Below are 12,546 nucleotides of genomic sequence, written 5' to 3'. Positions count from 1 at the left end.
CCGTTTCAACGATGTTCTCCAGCTTGCGGCCGCGGACCTTTCCGCGGCCGCTTTTTATTTTCAGCAAGCGAGGCAGAGGCATGTTCAACAATACGACTATCAGAACCGCGCTCACGGTGATCATTGCCGGCTACACAGCCGCGTTGATGTCCGTCATCGCAATATCCGTCGCTGGTTTGAAGACCACCAACGCGGCGCTCGAAAAGATGTACAGCGAAGAGACGGTTGCGATGCGCCACCTCGCCGCGAGCGGTGAGGCACTGTTGAACGTGCGTGTCGATCTCGGCGCCTACGAAACGCTCGTGGCGCAGGGAAAGCCTACCGACGCGGTGCTCGCGCGCGTCCATGCCGGGCTTGCGGACAGCGATCGCGAACTGGCGGCCTATCTCGTGCAGCCTTCGTCGAACGACGAGGAGAAAGCGCTGACCGACACGCTGCGCGCCAAGCGCGAGCAGTTGATGAAACAGGTGCTGCTGCCCGAAGTCACGGCGCTCGATCAGAACGATTTCATCACGTTCCGGACGACGGAACGCCAGGCGCCCGAGGCGGTGTTCAGCGACTATAAGCGTGCGGAACTTGCGCTGCAGAACCTTCAGATGCAGCACGAGGCGACACGCTTCGAATCAGCTCAGCAGTATTTTCGTCTGCTGTGCTGGACGTTCGCTGCGATCGGGCTTGTCGCGCTGCTGCTTGGCCTGTTCACGCGCTTCATGGTGAAGGCATCGATCGTTGGGCCGATCAACGCGGTAATCCAGCACTTCGAACGCATTGCGGCAGGCGACCTCACGGGCAAGATCGCCGGCGTGCGCGCCAACGAAATGGGTCGCCTGATGGCCGCGCTTGCGCGCATGCAGGAGAGTCTCGTCGCCGCGGTCGGTCAGGTTCGTTTCGGCACGGCGGCAATCGCGCACGGCGTGCGCGAGATCGCGAGCGGCAATGCGGATCTGTCGACGCGCACCGAACAGCAGGCGGCGACCCTGCAGGAGACCGCCGCGAGCATGGAGCAATTGACGGCGACGGTCAGGCAGAACGCCGACAACGCGCGGCAGGCCAGCACGCTCGCCGAAAACGCGTCGCAAACCGCGGCGCGTGGCGGCGAAGTGGTCGATCAGGTCATCGACGTGATCGCAGAGATGTCGTTGGGGTCGAACAAGATCGTCGATATTATTGGTGCGATCGAAGGTATCGCTTTTCAGACCAACATACTCGCACTGAATGCGGCCGTGGAAGCAGCACGTGCTGGCGACGAGGGGCGTGGATTCGCCGTGGTGGCGGGTGAAGTGCGTGCTTTGGCGCAGCGCTCGGCGGCCGCGGCGAAAGAGATCAGGGAACTGATCGTCAGTTCGGTGGCGAAGGTCGAGAATGGATCCGAATTCGCGATTCGCGCCGGCGCGACCATGGCGGAGATCGTGAGTGCCGCGCGCAACGTGACGCGTATCGTGAGCGAAATCAGCGTGGCTTCCGAGGAACAGTCGCGGGGGATCGAGCAGATCAGCCGCGCGGTGACGCACATGGACAAGGCGACCCAGCAGAATGCCGCGCTGGTCGAGCAGGCCGCGACTGCTGCGGCGTCGCTGCAGGAGCAGGCGGGCGTGCTCGACCGCGCGGTCGCGGTGTTCCGGATGACCGAGCCGCTCGCTTCTGCCAGACTGAACACCGGGAAGGGGGCTGAGCCAGTTTCCACACTTTCGCACGTGTACGCATGACGGTGCGCACGACAATGGCAGCGCAACCCGTGCGGCATTGGCGAGTCCAACCGCACGGAGAGTGATGGGCGTGGAGGTGCAACATGGACACTCGATCGATACTGCGCGGGATTGTGACCGGTTTGCTGGCCGGGATCGTTCTTTTTGGCTGCAGTGGTTGCGACGCGCTGAGCGGACCGCCCGCGCCAGAATGGCCGGGGCCACATGCACCGTATCCCTTCCCCAACGATGTTCCGCACCGAACGCAGTGATGCCAGCCACGCACCGGGCACGTCATCGCGGAGATCTGAGTTGATACGGCATGCATCAAAGGACGCTTGTTCATCAGTCGCAAAGCAGCCCCACCGTCGGAATGGCAGGCGCTCGCCCCGCGATCAGATCGGCTGTGATTCGGGCCGAGCCGTGGGACATGGTCCAGCCGATATGACCATGACCGGTGTTCAGGTAGAGATTGCGATACTTATTGCGGCCCAAAAACGGCAGATTGGTTGGCGTCATCGGCCTGAGCCCGGCCCACATTTCGGCGCGATCGTAGTTGCCCCCGGCAGGGTAGAGCTCCCGCGTCACGCGCTTCATAAACGCGAAGTCAGACGGTTTGTGGCTCGTGTCGTAGCCGGCAAACTCCGCCGTCGCCGTGACCCGGATCCGGTCGCCGAAGCGCGAAATGGCGACGAGATTATGTTCGTCGACCGCCGCGACGGTGGGGGGCGACGGCTGGCCCTCTATCGGAATCGTGAGCGAGTATCCCTTGATCGGGTAGATCGGCAGATCGATGCCGATCTGCCGGCCAAGAACCGGACTGTACGAACCTAGTGCGAGCACATACGCGTCGCCTGTGACGAGGCCCCGATCGGTTCTGACGCCCACCACGTCCTGCCCCGCTGTTTCGAAGCCGCTGACGGCGGTGTCCGTCAAGAGCGTACCGCCGCGCGCGACGATCTTTTCCGCCAGGGCGCGGGTGAATTTTGCCGGGTCGCCGGTCTCGTCGGTCGGGCAGTAAATGGCGCCCGCTATGCCGTGTTTTGCCGAAGCCAAGGACGGATCGATCGCGACCACCTGATCGCGGCTGAGCACCTGGATGACCTGTCCATCGGACTCCAGCAATTTCATCTGTGCGACTCCGCGGTCCAGCGCTTCCTGCGTACGATGGAAGTACAGAATTCCGCGGTCGTTTCGATCGTATTCGATCGCCTCCCTGGCGATCACTTGCTGCAGCACGCGTTGCGAGTACGCGGCCAGCCGATGCTTGAGCAGCGTATTGCGGCGTGCCTTCTTCGATGTGCATTCCATCAGGAAGCGCCACGACCAGCTATAAAGCCTGGGGTCCGCAGAAAATTTGAAGCGTAACGCCTGATCCTTCAACACCAGCGATTTGAGCAGAATCATTGGCGCTTTGGGCGAGGACCACACGAAAGAATGCCCGGGCGCGATCATTCCCGCGTTACCCCAGCTCGTTTCCGCTGCGACCAAAGGCTGCCGCTCGACGATCACGACGTCGCAGCCATCGTTCTGTAACTGGTACGCGGTTGTCACACCGACAACCCCGCCGCCGAGCACGATCACTTTCATGTTGTCCTCAGATGCAAGGGGCGGGGGCCTTCACGACAGCGCGGTGTCGCTCCGGCGCTTATGCTGTGCCACCAGCGATTCCTGCGTGGCAGCGGGCACCGGCGCGTAGTGGCTCAGTTGAATACTGTAGCTGCCGTGTCCGCCGGCGATCGCGTTCAGGCGAGACTGATAATCGTTGAGTTCGGCAAGCGGCACCTGCCCCACAACGACCACGGCATCCGCGCCGACCGGGCGGGAGCCATGAACCTGGCCGCGTCTCGAAGACAGATCGCCGATGATGTCGCCCATCGCGGGTTCCGGCGTCGTCACCTCGATGTCGACGATCGGTTCGAGCACGATGGGCTGCGCTTTGAGCACCGCGTCGATGAACGCTTTGCGCCCGGCGGTCACGAATGCCACTTCCTTGGAGTCGACCGAATGGCTCTTGCCGTCGAGGACCGTGACCCGCACGTCCTGCATTGGAACGCCGGCAAGCGGCCCGCTCTCGATCGCCTGAAGAATGCCTTTTTCCACCGCGGGAATGAACTGGCCGGGGATTGCGCCGCCCTTGACCGCGTCGACGAATTCGAAGCCCTTGCCGCGCGGCAGCGGCTCCACGCGCAGCATCACTTCACCGAACTGTCCGGCGCCGCCGGTTTGCTTCTTGTGGCGGCAGTGTCCGTCGGCGCTGCCGCCGACGGTCTCCCGATAGGCAATTTTCGGCGGCCGCGTGACGACTTCGAGCTTGTACAGGTCCGACAGCCGCTCCAGCATGTAGCGCAAGTGCAGCTCGCCGAGGCCTCGCACCACGGTCTCGTTGGTGCTGGCTTCGCGTTCGATACGCAAACACGGGTCTTCCGCGGTCAGCTTTTGCAGCGCTTCCCAAAGCCGCTGCTCGTGCCCGCGGCGTGCCGGCTCGATCGCGAGGCCGTAGATGGGCATCGGGAAGTTCGGCGCGACGAGGTGAATGTTGCCGTCCTCGGGCGCGTCGTGCAGCACGGCATCGAGGCCGATCTCGTCGGCCTTGGCCACCGCGCAGATATCGCCTGGACCGGCACGCAGCACGTCCACGTGCTCCTTGCCCTGCAACATCAACAGATGAGCGACGCGAAACGGCTGCCGTTTGTCACCGATATAGAGTTGGCTGTCACGCTCGACCGTGCCTTGGTGGATGCGAAACACGGCCATCTTGCCGATGTAAGGGTCGACCACGATCTTGAAGGTGTGGGCCAACACGTGCTTGTCGGCGACCGGTTCGGCATGCACGACTTCCTTACGGCCGCCGCCGAGATCGCGGTAGAAGAGCGGCGGGTTGCCTTCCATCGGATTGGGCAAAAGCTGAACCAGTACGTCGAGCAGTTCCGCAATGCCGGCGCCATTGGCCGCCGACGTGAAGCAGACCGGCACCAGATGACCTTCGCGCAACGCCCGTTCGAACGGCTCGTGCAACTGCTCCGCACGGATGGCCTCGCCTTGCTCCAGGTAGAGCTCCATCAGGGCCGGGTCGATCTCCACCACCTGATCGACCAGCGCATTGTGCGCGGCCTCCACGGACAGGAAATCAGCGTCGCCGGCAGGTTCGAAAAAACAGTCCACCACCCGATGGCCGCGCTGCGCCGGCAGGTTGATGGGCAGGCATTCCATACCGAACGTCTGCTGGATCTGCGTGAGCAGGCTCGGAAGATCGACCTTTTCTCCATCGATACCGTTCACGATGATCATCCTGCACAGCTTGCGTTCGCCCGCCCAGCTCATCATGCGCCGGGAAGTCATTTCAATGCCGGTCTGCGCATTGATGACGACGGCAACCGTCTCGACGGCTTGCAGCGCGCTGATCGATGGCCCCGCAAAGTCGGAATAGCCCGGCGTATCGAGCAGGTAAATGCGTGTGTCGCGGTAATGCAGGTGAGTGACGGAAGAGTTCAGCGAGTGGTGATACTTCCGTTCGAGCGCGTCGAAATCGCCGACGGTCGTTCCGCGCTCCACGCTGCCGGGCGCATGGAGCGCGCCGCCGTGGTACAGCAGCGCTTCGACAAGGGAGGTTTTGCCGCAACCGGCGTGCCCGACCAGGGCGAGCGTACGGATGGCATCGGGGCTATAACGCATGTTCGCCCTCGCACGGTAAGGGAGGTGGGGCCATTATTGGTGAAATCGGGCCTGTCTGCCATCCCGTAATCGTGCGATGCGGGCTGCAGCCGTCTTACTTCCATTGCGGCTGATCGAGCACCATTCCGTGCTGGCCCTTGTAGGCCGCCACGGCCGGTGGCGTCCACCCGTCCAGCAGGTGGGGCGCGAGCTGCCAGACCTCGATGCCGAGCGGCCGGCACACGTCCAGCGGATCGCGCGCGTCGGGCCCCCACATCGGTACGGACAGATCGCCGCCCGGACAAGTCGACAGCGCGCACAGCAAGTCGATCTCCGCGAAGAATTCCAGGTAATCGCCTTTCTTTGCCGGGCATGCCTTCATGAAGTATTTGTCTTCGAGATTCAGGCCGGTGCACTGGAATACATTGAGCACGTCGTGGACGTCGTACTCGGTCAATCCATACGGGGCGATGGCGCGCGTCAGGTTGGAGTGGCAGTGGAAATGAAAATCCTCGCCGGTCAGCATCCGGTTCACATAAGGATCGCAGCGCGTGCCGAGCAGATCGTGAACACGGCCGCCGTGCTCGTCGACGCCGTAGTCTGAGAGACTGTCGTCGGTGATGGTCACCATCGGGCGCAGGAACGGCAGCGTCGACCATAGACGGTCGAACGTGCTCACGTGCGCCTGCTGCAACTGGCGCGTGCGCGATGCCCACATGCGCTCGCGCGGGTCGTGCCGGTTCCACAGGTTCAGGTCGGCAACCTGCGGGCCTTCGATCGTGACGATCCGGAACACGTGGCCAGCCGGCACGGTCCACGCCCGCCCCGAGCGGATCGGCACGACGATCGATTCGACCAGCGTGCGGGTGTCGTGCTCGGAAGCGATGCGCTGATAGAACGGCCGATCGACATCGAGCGCGGAGCCTTTCGTGGACTGATAGGCAGCGGGGTAATTCAGCATGATGGATTCTCCTGCAGTTTCAGGACGACGCCGTACCGCGCTCGGGCGGCGTGGTCATCGCGCCGGGGCGGCGCAGCATTTTGTCGACCTCGCCAGCGTGCAGTTCTTCGACGTGGATCATCTGGCGCGCGTATTCTTCCAGCGCGACCGAGCGACCTTCCGTCAGCGCGAGCAGTTCCCGGTACAGGTCGAGCGCGACTCTCTCCGCGTCGAGCGATTCACGCAGAATGGAAGCGATGTCGAAGACGTGCGAGTCGAGAAGCGGACCGATCGCGAGAGACGGGTAATCGCCCAGCGTGGTGATCCATTCGCCGGCCTGCTGCGCGTGCACGAGCGATTCGTCCGCCTGTTGCCGCAGCCACGCCACGATGGGGATGCGGCCAAATCCGAATACCAGGAACGAGTAATGGGTATACCGAATGACGCCCGCCAGTTCGGCTTCCAGAACCCGGTTCAATACGTCGACGACCTGGTCCTTATCGATCTCTGCCATGTTTGCCTCCATTGCGTTTGACCCGTTTCAACCGATGTCATTCGAATCGTCGGCCGGTGACTCTGCCGCGCCAGCACTGCCGCCCAGGTAGGCCGCGCGGACCCGGCTATCCTGAGCCAGCTCGCGGGCGGAGCCCGCGAGCGCAATGCGCCCGCTTTCCAGCACGTAGGCCCGATGCGCGATGCGCAGCGCCTGACGGGCGTTTTGTTCGACGAGCAGAATCGAGGTGCCTTCGTGGCAGATGTCGGCGATCATTCCGAAGATCGCGCGGACCAGCTTCGGCGCGAGTCCCATCGAGGGTTCGTCCAGCACGACGATACGCGGGCGCAGCATCAGCGCGCGGGCGATCGCCAGCATCTGCTGCTCGCCGCCGCTGAGCGTGCCTGCCAGCTGGCCGCGCCGCTCGCCCAGGCGGGGGAAAGCCGCATAGAGCTGATTCCTTCGCTGTTGCAACGCCGCACTGTCACGCCGGATCAGATAGCCGCCGAGATGCAGATTTTCCTCTACCGACAGCGCGCCGAAAATGCGCCGTCCCTCCGGCACATGACCGAGCCCCAGCGCGACGATCTGGTGGGCGCGCAGTCCCGTCAGCCGCTGGCCGTCCATGGCGATGTCGCCCGCCCGCGGCCGGATCAAGCCGGAAATCGCCCGCAGCGTGGTCGTTTTCCCCGCGCCGTTGCTGCCGAGCAATGCGACGATCTCGCCCTGTGCGACGTCCAGCGAGATGCCGTGCAGCACTTCGACATTCCCATAGCTCACACGCAGGCCGCGGATTTCTAGGAGTCCCACAGCGATGTCTCCCCGCTAGCGTCGTCGCTCGCTTCGTCCTTTTCGGCTGTGCCGAGATAGGCATCGATCACGCGCGGGTCCGCCCGGATCGCAGCGGGCTCGCCCTCGGCGATGACGACACCATGATCCATCACGATGATTCGGTCCGATACGCCCATCACCAGCATCATGTCGTGCTCGATCAGCAGCACCGTCACGCCATGATCGCGGATTCGCCGGATCAGTTCCATGAGCGCGAGTTTCTCGGTCGGATTCATGCCCGCCGCCGGCTCATCGAGCAGCAGCAGGCGAGGGCTGCTCGCGAGCGCACGGGCGATCTCCAACCTGCGCTGGTCGCCGTACGGCAGATCCGCCGCGCGCTCGCCCGCTCGCCCCGCCAGCCCGACGAAGGCGAGCCAGCGCAGGCCCTCGGACGAATGGTCCGCCGCCTCGGCACGCGCGGACGGCAAAGCCAGAAGCTCGGCGCCAAGCGAGGCCCGAAGCCGGTGATCCATGCCGATCAGCACGTTTTCGAAGGCCGTCATCTGGCCGAACAGGCGGATACCCTGGAAGGTGCGCGCCATGCCCTGATGGACGATGCGATGAGGCGCGCCGCCGGCCAGCCGTTCCCCGCACCAGACGATCTGGCCGCCGGTCAGGCGGATCACGCCCGTCAGGCAGTTGAACACGGTGGTCTTGCCGGCGCCGTTCGGACCGATCAGGCTCACGATCTCGCCGCTGCGCACCGTGAAGCTGACACCGCCGACCGCCAGCACGCCGCCGAAGCGGCGCTGCATGTCGCGCACTTCCAGCAGGGCTTCTTCGGTGACGGCATGACTGGGCACTGGCGCCCGATCGGCGTCGGCGCCCTTGCGCGGCGGTGCGACGCGGCGCAACGGCGCCGGCCATAGCCCTTGGGGTCTCAGCAACATCAGGATCACGAGACCGATCGCGAAAGCGAAGATGCGCCACAGATTGAGAAAACGCAGCACCTCCGGCAGGCCGGCGACGATGACGGCGCCGAGGATCACACCGGGAATACTGCCGCGGCCGCCGAGCACGACGACGATAAGGATCGTGACGGACTGCAGATAGGTGAAGCCGGTTGGGTCGATGGTGCCGAAGCGGGCCGCGAACAGGCTGCCTCCCAGCCCGCCGATCAGCGCGCCGATCACATAGGCGAGCAGCTTAACGCGCAGTGTCGGCACGCCGACGGCCTCGGCGGCGGCCTCGTCCTCGCGGATGCTGGTCCAGGCGCGGCCCAACCGCGACCGGCCGAGCCGTATGGCGAACACGAGCACCAGCACGAGAAACACCATTCCCAGCTCGTACAGCGCCATCGGAGAACTGATCTCGAAACCGAACAGGCTCGGGCTCGCGATGCCGAAAATGCCGTTCGGGCCGCCCGTGATGTCGAGATTGGTGGCAACGATCCGCGTGATCTCGCCGAACCCGAGCGTGACGATCGCCAGATAGTCGCTGCGCAGCCGCAGCGTCGGATAGCCGATCACGATGCCCGACATGCCAGCGAACGCAAGACTGAACGGCAGCGTTTCCCAAAACGAGAAGTGCAGCAGGGTTTCCAGCAACGCGGTCGTGTACGCGCCGATCGCGAAGAAGGCCGCGTAGCCCAGATCGAGCAGGCCGGCATAACCGACCACGACGTTCAGCCCGAGACCGAGGATCGAATAGGTGACGATGGTCAGGCCGACGTCGACGATATAGTTGCTCGCGACAGCGGGCAGCGCCACCGCGGCGACCAGCAGCGCGCCGCCGGCAGGCTTGGCCCAACGCGCGGAAGCCCGAGCGGCGCTCATGGCTTACATTCTCTCGACGACGCGTTCGCCGAACAGCCCGGTCGGCTTGATCACGAGCACGCCGATCAGCACGCCGAAGACGAACACGTCGGTCCACTGCGACGACACATAGCCGGCGCCGAAGGCCTCGAGCAGGCCGATCAATATGCCGCCCGCCATCGCGCCCGGAATGTTGCCGATGCCGCCGAGCACCGCGGCGGTGAATGCGCGCAGGCCCAGCACGAAGCCCATGAAGAAGTTGATCTGCGTGTAATAAAGCCCCTCCATGACGCCCGCCACGGCGGCGAGCACGGAGCCCAGCAGGAAGGTCAGCTGGATCAGGCGCTCGACGTCGATGCCCATCAGGCGCGCGGCGTCCTGATCGATCGCCAGCGCGCGCATCGCGGTGCCCAGGAAAGTATGGTGAACGAAGAAATACAGTGCCAGCATCAGCGCGAGGCTCGCGACGATAATACCGATCTGCGCGAAGGTGATCTGCACGCCATAGAGTTCGAATCCCGCCTGGCTCAACACATGCGGATAGGTGCGAAAGCCCGCGCCGTAGATCAGCAGCACGCCATTTTGCAGCGCCAGCGACACGCCTAGCGCGGTGATCAGAATCGACAGCCGCGGCGCGCGCAGCAACGGCTGATACGCGAGCCGCTCGATCAGGAGGCCGAGCGCGCCGGTGACCGTCATCGCGGCGAGCAGCGCGATCAGGAGCGCCAGCGCAAGCGGCAGATGCGCGGACGCCAGCACCATCAGGCCGGTCCAGCCGATGAACGCGCCGACCATGAACAGGTCGCCATGAGCGAAGTTGATCAGCCGGATGATGCCGTAGACCATCGTGTAGCCGAGGGCGACGAGCGCATAGAACGAGCCGGTCGTCAGTCCTTCGATGACGAACTGGAAGAAGTCGCTCATGACGGGGCTGCGCGCGCAATGACGCCTATTTCATCGCTACCCAATGTCCGTTCGCATCCTGCCGCTGATAGGGCTCGAAGTTGTCGTTGTGCACGATGATGGTGATGTATACCGCTTTACTGCGGTCCCCCTTCGCATTGAAGGCGATGGTTCCGGTCGCGCCCGGGTAGTTCGAGATCTTGTGCAGAGCAGCGGTGATCGCGGCGGGCTGTGTCGATTTTGCATCCGCGATGGCTTTCGCCGTGACTCCGACAGCATCGTATTCATAGACCGAGTACGGCCCCGGCGCTTGCCCATAGGCTTTCGTATAGTCGTCGACGTACGCGTGCGCGCCGCTCAAAAACTGTGCGAGCGGTGCGGTCGTGACGATCATGCCGTCGGCCGCGGGGCCGGCCGTCTTCATCAGCGTCGGATCGTTGGTGGCGTCGCCGCCCATGAAGGTCATTTTTAGGCCCAGTTGCCGCGCCTCCTTGACCATCAGACCGGCTTCGGAGAAATAGCCGGTGTAGTAGATCACGTCAGGTTTCAGCGAGCCGACCCGCGTCAGCGTCGGTGAGTAGTCCATCTGGCCGGGCGTGATCGAGTTGGCGTAGACGACATCGACGCCGTCCTTCTTCAGCGCTTGCACGGTGTTCTGCGCGAGGCCTTTGGAATAGGTCGTGTTGTCGTCGATCACCGCCACGCGTTTCGCGTGCAGCACATCTTTCATGAAGCTTGCCGCGAAAGGGCCCTGCTGGTCGTCACGGCCGATCGTGCGGAACACGTTGTCGTACCCCATCTCGGTCAGTTGCGGATTGGTCGACGCATCCAGCACGTAGGGGATTCCGGCGCGATGAAAGGTGTTCGATTCCGGCAGCGCCGCGCTCGAGCAATAGCCGCCCGCTACGGCGACAACGCCCGCATCGACGAGTTTCTGTGCCGCCTGCACCGCGGTCTGCGCATCACAGGCGTCGTCCTCGGGCACCAGTTCGATCTGCTTGCCGAGTACGCCTCCGGCCGCGTTGATTCTGGCGGCGGCGAGCTTTGCGCCGTTGACGATGTCCGTGCCGGCATTGGCACTGCTGCCCGACAGCGGAACCGGCACGCCGATCTTGATGGTGGCACCCTGACCTAGCGCCGAACCCGGAACGATGCCCGCAAGCACGGCCAGCGTCGCCACGGCCGCGACGGTCTTGTGCCGCAAGCCCCGTTGTGCACCGGGCGAGCCAATCTTCTGAGCAATCATGTTGGTGACTCCTTATTGTGAAAGGGATCGGACGATCCGCCACACGGACATACCCGGTGACATCAGAAAACGGACGGAAATGCGCGATTGCGCGCGCTGGTATCAAAAGCGCTCCTTTCATGATAGGAGCCGGTGTGCGTGGGGACGTATAGGGTATTTGCGTATAAATCGTTGCACCAAGGCGCCGGCAATCCTCTACCTTTAAAAGGCAATGACGGCAGATACTCGCGAGGCCGAACGCGACATGACAGGATGACGCTGAAATGAGTGCGACTGAACAGCAGGACGACGCGTACACGAGGCTCGAATTCGCGCTGGACGACGGCATCTGCCGGCGTGCCGCGATCGGCCTCGTGGTGCTCGCCACCGATCATACGATTGAGCATGAGTGGCGGGGGTTGCTGACGCAGGACGGCGTGGCGTTCTACGAAAGCCGCGTGTACAACTCGGCGGACATTACGCCCGAACGGTTGGCGGAAATGGAGGACCGCATTGCACCGGCGGTCGCGCTGATCCGCCCGGGCGAGCGGATCGATGTGGTGGCGTTTGGCTGCACGTCCGCGTCGATGGTAATCGGCGAGGACAAGGTGTTTGCGCGAATTCGCGAAGCGCGTCCCGATGCCGCGAGCACCACCCCGATCACCGCCGCGCTGGCGGCGCTTGGCGCACTAAGCGTTGAGCGCACGGCCCTGCTGACGCCCTATGTGCGGTCGATCAACGATTACATGCGCGACTACATCGAGTCTCGTGGCCACCCGATTACGCGCATGGCGTCGTTCGAGCATGCCAACGATAACGAAGTGGCGCGGATCGATGCGGCGTCGTTGCGAACTGGCGTCGAGCGCCTCGCGCGCAACGATGACGTGGACGCGATTTTCGTCTCGTGCACGAGCTTGCGCATTGCCGGATTGATTCCGCAACTCGAGGCGGCGATCGGCAAGCCGGTCATATCGAGTAACTACGCAATGGCCTGGCACGCGTTGCGGCTCGCCGGCGTCGGGGATCGCGAGCCCGATCTTGGGCGGCTGTTTGCCCTGTGA

General features: G+C 63.8%; 10 protein-coding genes. 2 read left to right on the top strand and 8 right to left on the bottom strand.

Translation table 11 applies throughout. The features are described 5' to 3' along the window. The first annotated feature begins 80 nt into the window (after positions 1–80). Positions 81–1,706 carry a methyl-accepting chemotaxis protein gene (locus BJG93_RS30935; protein WP_027194277.1) on the top strand — a complete coding sequence of 542 codons (1,626 nt, stop codon included), beginning with the start codon at positions 81–83 and terminating at the stop codon, positions 1,704–1,706. A gap of 324 nt (positions 1,707–2,030) precedes the next feature. On the opposite strand, the gene BJG93_RS30930 is transcribed toward BJG93_RS30935, so the two are convergent. From BJG93_RS30930 to BJG93_RS30895, 8 genes are all read right to left on the bottom strand, one after another. Further along, on the bottom strand, positions 2,031–3,275 hold the full coding sequence (locus BJG93_RS30930) for a D-amino acid dehydrogenase (RefSeq protein ID WP_027194276.1): 1,245 nt from the start codon (positions 3,273–3,275) through the stop codon (positions 2,031–2,033). A 30-nt stretch (positions 3,276–3,305) separates the two neighbouring features. Continuing rightward, complete coding sequence (gene fusA, locus BJG93_RS30925) at positions 3,306–5,360, bottom strand: elongation factor G (protein ID WP_027194275.1); 2,055 nt, start codon at positions 5,358–5,360, stop codon at positions 3,306–3,308. Between the two features lie 94 nt (positions 5,361–5,454). Then, positions 5,455–6,300: an urea carboxylase-associated family protein gene (locus tag BJG93_RS30920; protein WP_027194274.1), complete on the bottom strand. Its 846-nt coding sequence runs from the start codon at positions 6,298–6,300 to the stop codon at positions 5,455–5,457. A gap of 19 nt (positions 6,301–6,319) precedes the next feature. Then, entirely contained in the window at positions 6,320–6,793 is a 474-nt protein-coding gene (locus tag BJG93_RS30915) for a ferritin-like domain-containing protein (RefSeq protein ID WP_027194273.1), read from the bottom strand. Between the two features lie 27 nt (positions 6,794–6,820). Beyond that, positions 6,821–7,582, bottom strand: coding sequence for an ABC transporter ATP-binding protein (locus BJG93_RS30910; protein WP_027194272.1), 762 nt, complete (start codon positions 7,580–7,582; stop codon positions 6,821–6,823). Beyond that, positions 7,570–9,378 (bottom strand): branched-chain amino acid ABC transporter ATP-binding protein/permease, encoded by a 1,809-nt coding sequence (locus BJG93_RS30905; protein WP_027194271.1) that lies wholly within the window; start codon positions 9,376–9,378, stop codon positions 7,570–7,572. Before BJG93_RS30905 ends, BJG93_RS30910 begins: the two co-directional genes overlap by 13 nt. A 3-nt stretch (positions 9,379–9,381) precedes the next feature. After that, entirely contained in the window at positions 9,382–10,281 is a 900-nt protein-coding gene (locus tag BJG93_RS30900) for a branched-chain amino acid ABC transporter permease (RefSeq protein WP_027194270.1), read from the bottom strand. A gap of 25 nt (positions 10,282–10,306) precedes the next feature. Further along, positions 10,307–11,506: a branched-chain amino acid ABC transporter substrate-binding protein gene (locus BJG93_RS30895; RefSeq protein ID WP_027194269.1), complete on the bottom strand. Its 1,200-nt coding sequence runs from the start codon at positions 11,504–11,506 to the stop codon at positions 10,307–10,309. A gap of 263 nt (positions 11,507–11,769) precedes the next feature. Here BJG93_RS30895 and BJG93_RS30890 point away from each other — a divergent pair, with 263 nt between their 5' ends. Continuing rightward, positions 11,770–12,546: a maleate cis-trans isomerase family protein gene (locus BJG93_RS30890; RefSeq protein WP_027194268.1), complete on the top strand. Its 777-nt coding sequence runs from the start codon at positions 11,770–11,772 to the stop codon at positions 12,544–12,546.

The organism is Paraburkholderia sprentiae WSM5005 (assembly GCF_001865575.2).
In the GTDB taxonomy this organism is placed as follows: domain Bacteria; phylum Pseudomonadota; class Gammaproteobacteria; order Burkholderiales; family Burkholderiaceae; genus Paraburkholderia; species Paraburkholderia sprentiae.
Note: the sequence above shows the minus strand (reverse complement) of the source record. Positions and strands in the feature narration are given on the sequence as shown.